Annotated in this window: 10 protein-coding genes; 8 read left to right on the top strand and 2 right to left on the bottom strand. The window is 71.5% G+C overall.

Going from position 1 to position 14,933, the window contains the following annotated elements; genetic code table 11:
* The first annotated feature begins 108 nt into the window (after positions 1 to 108).
* The 8 genes from treZ to DSX2_RS12635 all read left to right on the top strand — a co-directional run bounded on the left by treZ (position 109) and on the right by DSX2_RS12635 (position 12,260).
* On the top strand, positions 109 to 2,019 hold the full coding sequence (gene treZ, locus DSX2_RS12670; protein WP_020881219.1) for a malto-oligosyltrehalose trehalohydrolase: 1,911 nt from the start codon (positions 109 to 111) through the stop codon (positions 2,017 to 2,019).
* Positions 2,016 to 4,484, top strand: coding sequence for a DUF3536 domain-containing protein (locus tag DSX2_RS12665; RefSeq protein ID WP_020881218.1), 2,469 nt, complete (start codon positions 2,016 to 2,018; stop codon positions 4,482 to 4,484). The genes treZ and DSX2_RS12665 overlap by 4 nt, the downstream gene beginning before the upstream one ends.
* On the top strand, positions 4,481 to 7,324 hold the full coding sequence (gene treY, locus DSX2_RS12660; RefSeq protein WP_020881217.1) for a malto-oligosyltrehalose synthase: 2,844 nt from the start codon (positions 4,481 to 4,483) through the stop codon (positions 7,322 to 7,324). The genes DSX2_RS12665 and treY overlap by 4 nt, the downstream gene beginning before the upstream one ends.
* Positions 7,325 to 7,335: 11 nt before the next feature.
* The gene (locus DSX2_RS12655) at positions 7,336 to 7,716 is read left to right on the top strand and encodes a Dickkopf N-terminal cysteine-rich domain-containing protein (protein ID WP_020881216.1); all 381 of its coding nucleotides are present in this window, start codon (positions 7,336 to 7,338) and stop codon (positions 7,714 to 7,716) included.
* Between the two features lie 180 nt (positions 7,717 to 7,896).
* Positions 7,897 to 8,721 (top strand): hypothetical protein, encoded by an 825-nt coding sequence (locus DSX2_RS12650; protein ID WP_020881215.1) that lies wholly within the window; start codon positions 7,897 to 7,899, stop codon positions 8,719 to 8,721.
* Entirely contained in the window at positions 8,718 to 10,184 is a 1,467-nt protein-coding gene (locus DSX2_RS12645) for a RimK family alpha-L-glutamate ligase (protein ID WP_020881214.1), read from the top strand. Before DSX2_RS12650 ends, DSX2_RS12645 begins: the two co-directional genes overlap by 4 nt.
* Complete coding sequence (locus tag DSX2_RS12640) at positions 10,181 to 11,452, top strand: glutamate-cysteine ligase family protein (RefSeq protein WP_020881213.1); 1,272 nt, start codon at positions 10,181 to 10,183, stop codon at positions 11,450 to 11,452. Before DSX2_RS12645 ends, DSX2_RS12640 begins: the two co-directional genes overlap by 4 nt.
* Positions 11,453 to 11,495: 43 nt before the next feature.
* Entirely contained in the window at positions 11,496 to 12,260 is a 765-nt protein-coding gene (locus DSX2_RS12635; RefSeq protein WP_020881212.1) for an N-formylglutamate amidohydrolase, read from the top strand.
* Positions 12,261 to 12,305: 45 nt separating this feature from the next.
* Here DSX2_RS12635 and greA read toward each other — a convergent pair whose 3' ends face one another.
* Both greA and DSX2_RS12625 read right to left on the bottom strand, forming a co-directional pair.
* Positions 12,306 to 12,785 carry a transcription elongation factor GreA gene (greA, locus tag DSX2_RS12630; RefSeq protein ID WP_020881211.1) on the bottom strand — a complete coding sequence of 160 codons (480 nt, stop codon included), beginning with the start codon at positions 12,783 to 12,785 and terminating at the stop codon, positions 12,306 to 12,308.
* A 269-nt stretch (positions 12,786 to 13,054) separates the two neighbouring features.
* Entirely contained in the window at positions 13,055 to 14,848 is a 1,794-nt protein-coding gene (locus tag DSX2_RS12625) for an ATP-binding protein (protein ID WP_020881210.1), read from the bottom strand.
* Between the last annotated feature and the right edge of the window lie 85 nt (positions 14,849 to 14,933).

The raw sequence follows: 14,933 nt of genomic DNA, 5'->3' as shown, positions 1-14,933 counted from the left end.
GCAAAAAACTCCCGTTTCCAAGGGTTTTTGCTGGAACGCGACCCGCTGTTTCCTGTATGCTTGCGCCAAATTCCCCCGCAGGGACGCGGGTGCCATACGAGGAGACGGATGCGAGCGGGACATACCTTTGCCGACGGATCGTGCGGGTTCACCTGCTGGGCTCCCGAGGCCAAGCGGCTCGAGTTGGTGCTGCCCGGCCCGGAGCAGGGCCGCCTGAACATGGAACGGGAGACGGGGCCGGGCGGCGACGGCTGGTGGCGGCTGCAGCTTCCGGGCATCGTCCCGGGGCTGCGCTACGCCTACTCCGTGGACGGCGGCCCCGAGCGGCCCGATCCGGCCTCGCACCTGCAGCCCGAGGGCGTGCACGGCCCCTCGGCCGTGGTCGACCACGCGGCCTTTTCCTGGACCGACCAGGGCTTCCGCCCACCCGCCTTTGCGGACTGGGTGATCTACGAGCTGCACGCGGGCACCTTCACCCCGGGCCGCGACCTGTTCGCAGCCGCTGACCGCCTGCCCCTGCTCGCCGAGCTCGGCGTCACGGCCGTGGAGGTCATGCCCGTGGCCGCCTTTCCGGGCAGCCGCAACTGGGGCTACGACGGCGTGGCGCCCTATGCCGTGCACGCGGCCTACGGCGGGCCCGAAGGGCTCAAGGCCTTCGTGGACGCGGCCCATGCCCTGGGCCTCGCCGTGATCCTGGACGTGGTCTACAACCACCTCGGGCCGGAGGGGAACTACCTGCGCGAGTTCGGCCCCTACTTCACCGACAGCCACCACACGCCCTGGGGCCAGGCCGTGAACTACGACGGCCCGGGCAGCGACGGCGTGCGCGCCTACGTGGTCGGCAACGCCCTGCACTGGCTCTCGCGCTACCACCTGGACGGCCTGCGCCTGGACGCGGTGCAGACCATCCACGACGAATCGCCCCGCCACATCCTGGCCGAGCTCTCAAAGGCCGTGGACGGACTGGCCGAGGAGCTCGGCCGCCCCCTGCGCCTCATCGCCGAGTCCGACGCCAACGACCCGCGCCTGGCGAGGTCGCGCGAGCTCGGCGGCTACGGCTGCCGGGCCGTGTGGAGCGACGACCTGCACCACTCCCTGCACGCCCTGCTGACGCGCGAGACGCGCGGCTACTACAGGGACTACGGCCGCGCGTCCCACGCGGCCGAGGCCCTCGAGCACGGCTTCGGCTACCGGGGCGCCTTCTCGGCCTTCCGCGGCCGCAGCCAGGGCCTGCCGCCCGACGGCCTCGCCTGCGCGGCCCACGTGGTCTGCCTGCAGAACCACGACCAGGTGGGCAACCGCATGCTCGGCAAGCGGCTCTGCGCCCTCACGGACCTGGAAGCCTACAAGGCCGCTGCGGCCTGCGTGCTGCTCTCGCCCTTCACGCCGCTGCTCTTCATGGGCGAGGAGTGGGCGGCGGACGAGCCCTTCCTCTATTTCGTCTCCCACGGCGACCCGGACCTGGTGCGCGCCGTGCGCCGGGGCAGGCGGCGGGAGTTCCGCGCCTTCGGCTGGCGCGGGCAGCCGCCCGACCCGGACGCCGAGGAGACCTTCGCCCGTTCCACCCTGGACTGGGAGGCGCGCGCGAGGCCCGGCCACGCGGGCGTGCTGGCCTGCTACAAGGAGCTTTTGTCCCTGCGCCGGGCCGAGCCCTTCGCCACGCGCACCCGGGAGTCCGTGCGGGCCTTTCCCGTGGTGGCGGCCGGGCGCGAGCGCCGCGCCGTGTGCATGCGCCGCGCGGGCGGCGGCCGCGAGGCCCTGCTCCTGGCCTCCTTCGAAAAGCGGCTCGCGGCCGACTTCCCCTCCCTGCTCGAAGGCACGGGCTGGCGGGTGCTGCTCGACACGGGCGCGGCCGTCTTCGGCGGCCCGGGCGCGGTCTTTCCCGACTCCGCCCCCGGCCCCGACGCCGCGCGGCGCATGACGCTGCCCGGGCCGCGCGCCCTGGTCCTGGCGCGCGACCTGCCCCCCTATCCGTCCCTTCGGCAGTCCCCCCAACCGGCCCGAGAGGCGACGCCATGAGCCTGCCCCGCTACATCTGTCTGCACGGCCACTTCTACCAGCCCCCGCGCGAGAACCCCTGGCTCGAGGAGGTGGAGGTGCAGGACTCGGCCTGGCCCTACCACGACTGGAACGAGCGCATCACGGCGCAGTGCTACGGCCCCAACGCCCAGGCCCGCATCCTGGACGGGGAGGGCCGCATCGAGGACATCGTCAACAACTACTCGCGCATGAGCTTCAACTTCGGCCCCACGCTGCTCTCCTGGCTCGAGCGCCGCCACCCCGAGGCGCACGACGCCGTGATCCAGGCCGACCGCCTCTCGCGCGAGCGCTTCTCCGGCCACGGCTCGGCCCTGGCCCAGGTCTACAACCACATGATCATGCCCCTGGCCACGGAGCGCGACCGGCGCACCCAGCTCGCCTGGGGGCTTTGCGACTTCCGCCGTCGCTTCGGCCGCGATCCCGAGGGCATCTGGCTGCCCGAAACGGCCGTGGACATCCTGACGCTCGAGCTCCTGACCGAGGCCGGAATCGCCTTCACCATCCTCGCCCCGCGCCAGGCCGCGCGCGTGCGCCGCCTGGACGGGGAGGAGTGGCGCGAGGTGCAGGACGGCGGCGTGGACCCGACCACGCCCTACCTGCAGCGCCTGCCCTCCGGCAGGAGCATCGCCCTGTTCTTCTACGACGGCCCCATCTCCCAGGACCTGGCCTTCGGCGGGCTGCTCACCAGCGGCGAGGCCTTCCGAGACCGCCTCCTCTCGGCCTTCGCGCCCGAGGGGGAGAACGGGACGGCAAACGGCTCCGACAACGGGCGGGACTGGCCCCAGCTCGTGCACGTGGCCACGGACGGCGAGACATACGGCCATCACCACGCCCACGGCGAGATGGGGCTGGCCTTCGCGCTCAGGCTCATCGAGCAGGACGAGGGCCTGACGCTCACCAATTACGGCGAATATCTGGAACGCCACCCGCCGACCATGGAGGTGGAGATCTTCGAGAACTCGTCGTGGAGCTGCGTGCACGGCGTGGAGCGCTGGCGGGCCGACTGCGGCTGCAACTCCGGCGGCCACCCGGGCTGGACCCAGGCCTGGCGCGCCCCCCTGCGCAACGCCGTGAACCGCCTGGGCGAACGGCTGGACGCGATCCTCCAACGCGAGGGAGGGCCGCTCCTGAAGGATCCCTTCGCCGCGCGCACGGCCTACATCGAGGTCATCCTCGACCGCTCCGAGGAGAACGTGCGCCGCTTCCTGGCCGAGCACGGCCGCCGCTCCCCGGCCCGCGACAAGCGCCTGCGCACCCTGAAGCTCCTGGAGATGGCCCGCTTCGGGCAGCTGACCTACACGAGCTGCGGCTGGTTCTTCGACGAGGTCTCGGGCATCGAGACCGTGCAGGTGATGATGTACGCCGTGCGCGCCATGCAGCTGGCGCGCGAGCTCACGGGCGAGGACCTGGAGCCCGGGTTCCTGGAGCTCCTGGCCGAGGCGCCCTCCAACGTGCTCGAGAACGGTGCCGCGGCCTTCACCGCCTACGCCAAGCCCGCCTGCGTGGACCTGCCGCGCGTGGCCGCGCACTACGCCATCGCCGCGCTCTTCCAGTACGCGGGCACGGACAAGGCCTTCGGCGCCTTCTCCTTCCACGAGGAGCGGGCCGAGCGCCTCGTCCGCGATCCGGCGGCGCTCCTGTGCGGCGCGGGCCGCCTGCGCTCCCTGGTCACGGGCGAGGAGCTGCCGCTGCTCTTCGCCGTGCTGCACGAGGGCGGCCACGAGCTGACCTGCGGCGTCTCGCCCTCGACGCTCAGCAGCCGCTTCGGGCCCATGCGCCGAGAGATCGCCGCGCCCTTCGAGAAGGACGACCTGGAGGCGACGCGCGGGCGGCTCGAAAAACGCTTCGCGGACTCCATCTTCACGGTGCGCGACCTCTTCCGCGACGGGCAGCGCCGCGTGGTCCGGGCCATGCTGAGGCCCGCCAGGGCCGAGGCGGCGGAAGCCTTCCGGGACATCCACGAGCGCCACTGCGGCATGCTCGACTTCCTGCACTGGCTGGACATCCCGGCCCCGCGCCACATGGTCGAGGTCGCGCACTTCGTGGTCGGCACGGAGCTCAAAAGGCTCTTTCGCGCCCGGGAGATAGACGGCGAGGAGCTGGGCCGCCTGCTCGACGAGAACCAGCGCCTCGCCCTGGGCCTGGACGAGAACCGGCTGGGCATGTGGGCCGCCCGCTGGCTGGACGCGCGGGCCGAGGAGTTCGCGGCCGCTCCGGCGGACATGGGGCTTCTGAACAGGCTGCGCGACGGCGCGGTGCTCCTCGCTCGCCTGCCGCTCGGGCTTCACCGCTGGCGGGCGCAGAACATCTGGTTCAACCTGAGCGCCTCCCTGCGCCCGGAGATGGAGGAACGCACGGGGCAGGGCGACGGCACGGCCGAGGCCTGGATCGCGGCCTTCGACGAGCTGGGGGCCGAGCTCGGCATGCGGACGAGGCAGCCGTGAACGTCCCCTCGGCCACCTACCGCCTGCAGTTCTCGCCCGCCTTCGGCTTCAAGGAGGCCGAAGCCGTGCTGCCCTATCTGGCGCGCCTGGGCATAAGCCACATCTACGCCTCGCCCGTCTTCGCCGCGCGGCCCGGCTCGGCGCACGGCTACGACGTCTGCGACCACCAGCGCCTGAATCCCGAGCTCGGCGGCGAGGAGGGCTTTACGAGGCTGCGCGCCCTGGCCCGGGAGCTCGGCCTGTCGTGGATCCAGGACATCGTGCCCAACCACATGGCCGTGGACGGCGGGAACCGCATGCTCGTGGACCTGCTCGAGAACGGCGAGGCCTCGCGCTTCCACGGCTTCTTCGACATCGACTGGGACCATCCGCTGGAAAGCCTCAAGGGCCGGATGCTGGCGCCGTTTTTGGGCGGCTTCTACGGCCACACCCTGGAGCACGGCGAGATCGGGCTCGGCTTCGACCAGGACGGCTTCTTCGCGCGCTACTGGGAGCTGCGCCTGCCGCTGGCGCTCGAGACCTACCCCCTGCTCCTCACGCACGGGCTGGCCGGGCTGCGCGCCGGGCTCGGCCGCACGCACACGGACTACCTGAAGCTCACCGGCGTGCTCTACGCCATCAGGAACCTCTCGGCCGAGTCGCCCCGCGAGCGCTACGAGCAGATCTCCTTCATCAAGGGCATGCTCTGGGAGCTCTGCGAAGCCTCCGCCGAGGTGCGCGGCCACGTGGATTCCGTGCTGGCCGAGGCCAATTCAGGCGGCGAGGACGGCTCCTGGGACTTCCTCGACGAGGTGCTCGCCAGGCAGCGCTTCCGCCTCTCCTACTGGAAGGTGGCGGGCGAGGAGATCAACTACCGCCGCTTCTTCTCCATAAACGACCTCATCTCCCTCAACGTGCAGAAGGAGGAGGTCTTCGACCACACCCACCGCATGATCCTCTCCCGGCTCGCCTCCGGGGACTTCGACGGCCTGCGCGTGGACCACATCGACGGCCTCTACGACCCCTCGACCTATCTCAGGACGCTGCGCGCCAAGGCCGGGGAGGCCTACATCGCGGTGGAGAAGATCCTTTCGCGCGACGAGCCCCTGCCCGCCTTCTGGCCGGTGCAGGGGACCACGGGCTACGACTTCGCCGCGGCCGCCACGGGGCTGCTCGTGGACCCGGCGGCGGAGCGCGACTTCGACCGAGCCTACCGCGGCCACGCGGGCCCCCTGCCGCGCCGCGCCCAGGTCGTGGCGGCCAAGAAGCGGCGCATCATCGAGACGCACCTCTCCGGCGACGTGGACAACCTGGCGCGGCTGGTGAAAAGCGTCTCCAGCCGCGACCGCGACGCCTTCGACATCACCCTGACCGCGCTCCGCCAGGCCATCGCCGAGCTGCTGGTGGCCTTTCCGGTCTACCGCGCCTACCTCTCGCGCGACTCGTTCCGCCCGGCGGACCTCTCCTACATCCGCGAGGCCGTGCGCCGAAGCCGCCAGGCCGAGCCGCTCCTGAGCGCCGAGTTCGACTTCCTCGAGCGCTTCCTGCTGCTCGACTTCCCCGAGCGCATGGGCCAGGAGGAGCGCGGCCAGTGGCTGCACATCGTCATGCGCTTCCAGCAGATGACCGGCCCGCTCATGGCCAAGGGGCTCGAGGACACGGCCTTCTACGTGCTGAACCGCCTGCCCTGCCTGAACGAGGTGGGCGGCGACCCGGGCCGCTTCGGCCTCGCCGTGGACGAGGCCCACGCCTTCTTCTCCGGCCGCGCCAAGGACTGGCCCGCGACCATGAACGCCACCGCGACCCACGACACCAAGCGCGGCGAGGACGCGCGCGCCCGCCTGGCAGCCCTGACCGGCCTGCCGGGCGCCTGGCGCGCGGCGCTCAAGAGCTTCGTGCGCGCCATGGCGCCCCGCCGCCGCACGACCGCGAGCGGAACGGCCGCGCCCACGCGCAACGACGAGTACCTGATCATGCTCTCCATGCTCGCCTGCTGGCCCTGGGAGGGGCCGCGCGCGGACGATTTCCCGCGCCGCATGCAGGAGTTCCTGCAGAAGGCCCTGCGCGAGGGCAAGGAGAACTCCGGGTGGCTTCGGCCCGACGAGGAGTACGAGGCGGCCTGCCGCGAGGCCGTGGACGCGCTGCTCAGGCCCGGGCGCAACGCCTTTGCGCGGGCCATGCAGGCCCTGGTCGATTCCCTGGCCCGCCCGGCCGTGGCCGCCTCGCTCTCCCAGCTCGCGCTGAAGCTGGCGGCGCCGGGCGTGCCGGACGTCTACCAGGGCACGGAACTGTGGGACCTCTCCTTCGTGGACCCGGACAACCGGCGGCCCGTGGACTTCGATCTGCGCGCGCGCATGCTCGCGGAGATGGAGGAGGCCTTCGCCGACAACCCGGAGAAGCTCGTGCGCACCCTGCTCGCCAGGCCCGAGGACGGCCGGGTCAAGCTCTTCGCCCTGTGGCGCGGCCTGCTGGCCCGCAAAAACGCCCCGGAACTCTTCGCGCGCGGCGGCTACGAGCCCATGGAGGTCGAGGGGCCGGGCGCGGCGCGCCTCTTCGCCTTCGCCCGCCGCCTGCCGCCCGGGGACCCCGCCGCGGGGCAGGCCGGGTCGGACACGGCCATCGTGCTCGCGCCGGTGCGCACCGGGCCCCTCTTCGGCACGGACTATCCCCTGGGAGCGCCCTGGGGCGAGACGCGGCTGAAAGCCCTTGACGGACTGCCCGAAGTCGTATTCAACGCCTTCACGGGCGAGTCGCTTCCCCTGTCCCGCGCGCTTCTCCCAAGGGAGTCGCTCGCACGGTTCCCGGCGGCGCTCCTCCTCGGCCAGGCCGCTTCGGCCGCGCCGCACCAGAAGACCCCGTAAAGGTGTCCCCCATGCGCCGCGCAGCGCCGCTCCTGTGGACCCTGCTCCTGCTGCTCCTGGCCGTCCCGGCCGCGGGCCAGTCCGGCCCCCCGGTCTCGAACACGCCCTGCCGCGGCTCGCACGAGTGCCCCAACGGCGAGTACTGCGCGGTCACGGACATGACCGGGACCTGCCGCCCCCTGCCGCGCAGGCGCACGCCCTGCAAGTCCAACAGCGACTGCGGCGACCGCGCCTGGTGCGATCCCCTGCACCTCGTCTGCGTGCCGGACGCGGCCAAGCCGCCGTCCTGGCTCGGCAAGCCCTGCGATCCGGACATGGAGTCGTTCTGCGGCTCCGAGGCCACCTGCTGCGAGGTCACGGGCGACTTCTACTGCGAGATCGACTGCCCCTGACGCCCCGGCCCGGGATTTTGCGCCGGGCCGACCGCAGGCCGGGCTTGGAAAAATCGCGGATTGCGGGTACCCAGGAGAGAAGACCAGGGGTATCGGCAGCCGATTTCCGGCCGCCGCCCCGCGCCGCAACACGTACGGCCGCACGCGCCGCCTGACGCGCAGGCCCTGCGAGGACGCATCATGCCCATCGAGGCGAGCATCGTCGAACCACCCGAACCCATGCAGGCCTCCTTCCGCCTGCCCATCAACCCCCAGCCCGACGACTCCACCTGCGGCCCGACCTGCCTGCAGGCGGTCTACGCCTACTACGGGGACCCCGTGCCCCTGGACACCGTCATCCGCGAGGTCACGCGCCTGGAGAACGGCGGCACCCTGGCGGTGATGCTCGGCTGCCACGCCCTGCGCCGGGGATACAGGGCCACCATCTACACCTACAACCTGCAGGTCTTCGACCTGACCTGGTTCAGGCGCCCGGGGCTCGACCTCGCGGCCAAGCTCAAGAAGCAGCTCTCGCACAAGCGCACGCGCAGGCTGGGCGAGGCCACGGCCGCCTATCTGGAATTCCTGCGCCTGGGCGGCGTCATCCGCCACCGCGACCTGACCGGCGCCTTCATCCGCCACTTCCTCAAGCGCGGCGTGCCCATCCTGACCGGGCTCTCGGCCACCTACCTCTACCGCTCGGCGCGCGAGATCGAGATCAAGGACAGCACCTACTACGACGACGTGCGCGGCGAGCCCTCGGGCCACTTCGTGGTCCTGTGCGGCTACGACATGGCGCGCCGCACCGTGGTCGTGGCCGACCCGCTGCTCTCCAACCCCCTGGCCGAGGGGTCGCAGCGCTACGAGGTCTCGGTGGGCCACCTGGCCAACGCCATCATGCTCGGCATCCTGACCTACGACGCCAACCTCCTGGTCATCGAACCCGCCGCGCCCGGCCGGACGGCCGAGCAGGGGCGGACGGAACCGGCGAAAACCGCACGCAAAGGGGAGAAGACGCAGCAGTGAACATCCTCGCAGTCCTCGAGAACCCGGAAGAATGCCCGCTCTCCTTGGCGGGCGTGGATACCGTGGCCGCCAGGACCTATCTTGCCGACGAGGCCTTCGGAAACCTGAAGAACGTCCGCATCGTCAACATCTGCCGCTCGTACCGCTACCAGAGCATCGGCTACTACGTCTCGCTCCTGGCCGAGGCGCGCGGGCACCGCTCCTTCCCGAACATCCTGACCATCCAGGACCTGAAGTCGCTCGGGCTCATCCGGCTGACCTCGGAGGAACTCTCCGAGCTCATCCAGAAGCAGTGCGGGCTCATGGGAGGGGCCAAGGCCTCCGTGAACATCTACTTCGGCCGCACGCCCGGGAGCGAGCCGGACACCCTGGCCCAGGCCCTCTACGGCCGCTTCCCCGCGCCCTTCCTGGTGGCCGAGTTCTCCTGCGGCCGCGCGGGCTGGCAGCTGCAGAACGTCTCGCCGCTCGCGGTCAAGGACATCCCGCCCGCGGAGCGCGAGTTCGCGGAGAAGGCGGCCTCGGAGTGGTTCCACGGCAGGCGGCGGGCGCGGCGCAAGCCCGTCTACCGCTTCGACATGGCCATCCTGATCAACCCCCAGGAGGCCACCCCGCCCTCCAACAAGAAGGCCCTGGCCCGCTTCGCCAAGGCCGCGCGCAACAACGAGATAAGCCCCGAGTTCATCACCCGCGACGACGCGGGCCGCATCTGGGAGTTCGACGCCCTGTTCATCCGCGAGACCACGGCCGTGGACCACCACACCTACCGCATGGCCCGCAAGGCGGAGTCCGAGGGGCTCGTGGTCATCGACGACCCGGTCTCCATCCTGCGCTGCACGAACAAGGTCTTCCTGGCCGAGCTCCTGGGCCGGCACAAGATCCCCGCGCCCAAGACCCGCATCGCCCACGGCCGCAACCTCGACGAACTGCTGGCCGAGTTCGACTTCCCCGTGGTGCTCAAGCAGCCGGACAGCTCCTTCTCCCAGGGCGTGCTCCGGGCCGACACGAAGGACGAATTCACGGCCGGTCTCAAGAAGCTGCTCGAGAAGTCGGAGCTGGTCATCGTGCAGGAGTACACGCCCTCGGACTTCGACTGGCGCATCGGCATCCTGGACGGCCAGCCGCTTTACGCCTGCAAGTACTACATGGCCAAGAAGCACTGGCAGATCATCCACCGCGACGGCCGGGGCCACCTGGACGAGGGCCGGGTGGAGACCCTGCCCGTGGAGTTCGCGCCGCCCAAGGTGGTGCGCACGGCCCAGAAGGCCGCGTCGCTCATCGGCGAGGGGCTCTACGGCGTGGACCTGAAGGAGCACGGCAACAAGGTCACGGTCATCGAGATCAACGACAATCCGAGCCTGGACGCGGGCTTCGAGGACGGGGCGCTCAAGGACGAGCTCTACGAGCGCATCATGCGCATCTTCCTGCGCCGCCTGGAGGCGGCCAAGCAGGGGGGGCGCAGATGAGGCTCAGGCTCTTCGAGGCGTACGGCGTGGAAATCGAATACATGATCGTGGACCGCGCGACCCTGGACGTGTCGCCGGTCTGCGACGGGGCCCTGGCCGCGGCGGCCGGGGAGACGGCCGCAGGAGGGACCGGGGACGTGGCGGACGTGGAGTTCGGGGACATCGCCTGGTCCAACGAGCTGGTGCTGCACGTCCTGGAGATGAAGACGGACGGCCCGGCCGCGAAGCTTCCCGGCCTGGCCGCGGATTTCCAGCGCTACGTGGGCAAGGCCGACGCCATCCTCGAGCGCTTCGGCGCGCGGCTCATGCCCACGGGCGCGCATCCCTGGATGGACCCGCACCGCGAGACCAGGCTCTGGCCGCACGAATCCGGCCCCATCTACCAGGCCTACGACCGCATCTTCGGCTGCAGGGGGCACGGCTGGTCGAATCTCCAAAGCACGCACCTGAACCTGCCCTTCGACGGCGACGAGGAGTTCGCCGCGCTGCACGCGGCCATCCGCCTGCTCCTGCCGCTCATGCCCGCGCTCACGGCCTCCACGCCGGTGCTCGACGCCAGGGCCCAGCCCTGGCTCGACGCGCGCATGGAGTACTACCGCACCAACTCGGCGCGCGTGCCGAGCCTCACCGGACTCGTGGTGCCCGAGCCCATCGGCGACGAGGAGACGTACCGCCGCGAGGTCTTCGAGCGCATGTACCGCGACATCGCGCCGCTGGACCCCGACGGCGTGCTGCACGACGAGTTCCTGAACGCGCGCGGGGCCATCGCCCGCTTCGGCCGGGGCAGCATCGAGATCAGGGTGCTGGACTCCCAGGAGTGCCCGGCCGCGGACCTGGCCTGCGCCGGGCTCATCTGCGCCGCGCTGCGCAGGCTGTGCAGCGGCCGCTGGTCCGGCCCGGCGGAGCAGTTCGCCCCGGACACGCAGCGGCTGCACGCCCTGCTCCTCGCTGCGGTGCGCGACGCGGACCGCGCCGTGGTGGCCGACGAGGAGGTGCTGCGGCTCCTTCGTTTCCCCGGGAAGAAGGCCCGCGCGGGCGAGGTCTGGGCGCACCTGGCCGAGACCTGCCTGCCCGAGGAGGAGCGCGACCCGGCCTGGGCCGAGCCGCTCGGCGTGCTGCTGGGCCAGGGGCCCGAGGGCTCGGGCCAGGGCTGCCTGGCGCGGCGCATCCGCGAGGCCCTGGGGCCGGACTTCGACCGCTCCGGGCTTTCCCGCGTCTACGGCGAGCTCTGCGACTGCCTGGCCCAGGGCCGGGTCTTCAGGGGCTGAGAAGAACCGAGGAAATCGGGTCGGACCAGGGAGGCCGGGCGCCATGCTCGAGAACGCACTGCTGCTCATCACCTGCGAGCACGGCGGCAACGAGGTGCCTGCACGCTACGCGGCGCTCTTCACCGGACAGGAGGGGCTCCTCGCCTCGCACCGGGGCTACGACCCCGGCGCCCTGGCCCTGGCGCGGCTCCTGGCCCGAAGATTCTCCGCCAGGCTGGCCGCGCCGCTCCTCTTCTCCGAGACCACGCGCCTGCTGGCGGACCTGAACCGCTCGCGCGGCCATCCCCGCCTCTTCTCGCAGACAACCGCCGCCCTCCCGAAGGAGGAGCGCGAGGCCATCCTCGCGCGGCACTGGCAGCCGCACCGCGAGGCGGCCACGGCGGCCGCGCGCGCGGTCCTCGCCTCGGGCCGTCCGGTGCTGCACCTGGCGAGCCACAGCTTCACCCCGGTGCTGGACGGCGCGGTGCGGCGCGCGGACGTGGGCCTGCTCTACGACCCGAAGCGGGCCGAGGAGAAGGCATTCTGCGCCGCCTGGGCCGCCGCGCTCGCGCGGCGCGCGCCCGGCCTGCGCGTGCGGCGCAACCAGCCCTACCGCGGCGCGGCGGACGGGCTGACCACGCACCTGCGGCGCCTTTTCGCGGCGGAGTTTCCCGAGGGGCCGCCCTATCTGGGGGTGGAGATCGAGGTCAACCAGCGCTTCCGCTCGGCCGACGGGGAATCCGGCGGCGCGTCCTGGCGTTCCGTGGCCGGGGCCCTGGCGGAGTCTCTCGAGGAGACGCTCGCCAGGGCCCCGGGGCCGGACGCGTGATGACGCGGCGGAGGGTCCTGAGATGACCCGATGGTCGGATGCGGCTTACTGGCAGGCCTCGAAGACGACGGAGACGATTTCGTACTGGATCTTGCCGCGCGGGGCCTCGACCACGATCTCGTCGCCCACTTCCTTGCCCAGCATGGCCCGGCCCACGGGCGAGAAGACGGAGATGCTGCCCTTGGAGGGCTCGGCCTCGTCCGGTCCGAGCAGGGTGTATTTCTTGAGTTCGCCCGTGTCCACGTCCTCGATCTCCACGGTGGCGCCGAAGGTCACGATCTCGCCGTCCAGGGTCGCGAGGTCGATGAGGGTGAAGCGCGACATGCGCGACTCGATGTAGTTGATGCGCGCCTCGAGCATGCCCTGGCGCTCACGCGCGGCGTCGTAGCCCGCGTTCTCCTTGAGGTCGCCTTCCTCGCGCGCTTCCTTGATGGCCTGGATGACTTCCGGCCGTTCCTTCTTGAGCCTGTGCAGCTCTTCCTCGAGGCGCTTGAATCCCTCAATGGTAATGGGAATGCTGTCCATTACTGGTTCCTCTGAGTCTCGTGATGTGGGTGGTTGTCGAAGTCCGGCTTCGGCCCGATCACGCGGGCCGGACCGCAGGTCCGCGCTGCGGACCACGGCACGATGACAGTTCATGTAGCTAGAACATACCTCGCACGCGGTCAAGGGGGGCCCTGCCGGGATCCGGGCCGAACGCCAACCCTTTGCCGCGGCGAAGGATTTGCGTCCGGCCTCCCCGGAGCGCATGCGGCCCTCTGCCGCGTCCGGCGCCCGCTGTCGCTCGGCCGCGGTCAGTCGGCCGCCGTGCGGGCCCGGGGCAGATCGAAGGCGAAGGCCGAGCCCTTGCCGTCGGAAAGCGGGCTCTCGACCCAGATGGTGCCGCCGAGCGCGGTGACGATGTTGCGGCAGATGGCGAGCCCGAGCCCGGCGCCGCCGTCCTTCTTTCCCGGGCCGTCGCCCACGCGGTAGAAGCGCTCGAAGATGCGGTCCTTGGCGTGGCCGGGGATGCCCGGGCCCTGGTCCTCCACGCGGAAGACCACGCGCTCGTCCCTCGCCTCGGCGGCCACGCGCACGCTGCCGCCCTCGGGGCTGTACTTCACGGCGTTGTCGATGAGGTTGCGGAAGACGTCGGCCAGGCCGCCCGCGTCGCCCATGACCTCGGGCAGGTCCTGGGGCGCGTCCACGGCCACGCTCACGGACTTGCCCTGGGCTGCGGGCCAGATGTTCTGCGCCGCCTCCTCGGCCAGGGCGCGGGCGTTCACGGCCACGGTGCGCGACCCGGGCTGGCTGTTCTCCCAACGCGCGAGCGCGAGCAGGCTGTCCACCATGCGGCTCATGTGGTCGGCGTTGCGCTGGATCACGCCCAGGAAGCGGTCGCGGTCGGCCACGTTCTCGGGCGGCATGGCCGAGAGCGTCTCGGCGTAGCCCTTGATGGAGGTCAGCGGGGTGCGCAGCTCGTGCGAGACGTTGGCCACGAAGTCGCGGCGCACGCGGGCGAGCTTCCTGATCTGGCTGACGTCCTGGACCACGACCACGGCGCGGCGCGCGCCCGAGGGGTCGGGGTAGGCGTCCACCCGCGCCTCGAGCTCGCGGCCGCTCGGCCGCGTCAGCACCAGGCGGGGCCCTTCGCCGGAGAAATCGGGCTTCAGCGCCCGCTCCACGAGGCGGGCGAGCTCCGCGTCCAGGGTGGCCTCGAGCACGGCCTTGCCCTCGCCGTGCTCGGCCTCGGGGAACATCTCGCGGAAGGAGGAGTTCACCGAGACCACGCGGCCCTGGCCGTCCACGGTCATGACGCCCTCGGAGAGGCCGTTGAACAGGGCCTCGAGCTGGCCCTTCTGCTCCTCGACCATGCCCACATGGCGCTCGATGTCCCCGGCCATGCGGTTGACCGCCTCGACCAGGGGCGCGAACTCCTCGCCCGAGTAGACACGCACGCGGCGGCCGTAGGCCCCGCGCCCGATGTCCGCGACCAGGGAGGAGAGCTCGCGGATGGAGGTGGCCATGCCGCCCGTGGCCCAGTAGGAGAGCAGCGCCGCGCAGCCCATGCAGGCCGCCAGGATGATCAGGAAGCGGGTCTTCAGCGCGTCCAGGCGCTGCGTGAGCTCGGCCATGGGCAGGGCCACGCGCACCACCAGGGGATGGTCGTGGCCCGGCAGCTCGGCCAGGCGGGCGACGTAGATCAGGTCGCGGTCCAGGGTGGCGCTGTGGCGCACGGACATGCCGGTGCCGCCGTGCGCGGCCTCCACGACCTCGGGCCGCGTGCTGTGGTCTTCCATCTCCGGGACGCGGTCCCAGGGGACCTTGCTGTCGGCCAGCACGTGGCCGCCGTCGATCACGGTGAGCCGCAGGCCGAGCCGGTCGCCCACCTGCTGCGCCCAGTCCTCGAGCCGCGCGTCATCGGCAAAGGGCTCGTGGTGCGTCAGGAGCCAGCTCGCGCCGTCGAGCATGTGCAGGGCCAGCTGGCGGTCGTTGTTCAAGAGGTCGGTCTTCACCGAGTCGGCGATGAAGAAATAGAGCGGCGCCGCGGCCAGCAGAAGCAGGGCCCAGAACCAGAGCAGAAGCCTCGAGCGGAAAGTCGTGCGCATTCGCGTATCCTGGCGTTTGCATGCGGCGGGTGCGTGAACCGTGCGTGGCGTTCGCGTGACGGGCCCCGCCCCGGTCTCCGGTCCG

It is taken from the genome of Desulfovibrio sp. X2 (genome assembly GCF_000422205.1).
In the GTDB taxonomy this organism is placed as follows: Bacteria; Desulfobacterota; Desulfovibrionia; order Desulfovibrionales; family Desulfovibrionaceae; genus Alkalidesulfovibrio.
The sequence above is the reverse complement of the archived record's forward strand: the minus strand, read 5'-3'. Positions and strand labels throughout refer to the sequence as shown.

Excerpts from the sequence above, each read along its gene's own strand:
- DSX2_RS12665 (WP_020881218.1), top strand. The coding sequence starts at position 2,016 with ATGAGCCTGCCCCGCTACATCTGTCTGCACGGCCACTTCTACCAGCCC.
- greA (WP_020881211.1), bottom strand. The coding sequence starts at position 12,785 with ATGGACAGCATTCCCATTACCATTGAGGGATTCAAGCGCCTCGAGGAA.
- DSX2_RS12640 (WP_020881213.1), top strand. The coding sequence starts at position 10,181 with ATGAGGCTCAGGCTCTTCGAGGCGTACGGCGTGGAAATCGAATACATG.
- DSX2_RS12650 (WP_020881215.1), top strand. The coding sequence starts at position 7,897 with ATGCCCATCGAGGCGAGCATCGTCGAACCACCCGAACCCATGCAGGCC.
- DSX2_RS12625 (WP_020881210.1), bottom strand. The coding sequence starts at position 14,848 with ATGCGCACGACTTTCCGCTCGAGGCTTCTGCTCTGGTTCTGGGCCCTG.
- DSX2_RS12635 (WP_020881212.1), top strand. The coding sequence starts at position 11,496 with ATGCTCGAGAACGCACTGCTGCTCATCACCTGCGAGCACGGCGGCAAC.
- DSX2_RS12655 (WP_020881216.1), top strand. The coding sequence starts at position 7,336 with ATGCGCCGCGCAGCGCCGCTCCTGTGGACCCTGCTCCTGCTGCTCCTG.
- treZ (WP_020881219.1), top strand. The coding sequence starts at position 109 with ATGCGAGCGGGACATACCTTTGCCGACGGATCGTGCGGGTTCACCTGC.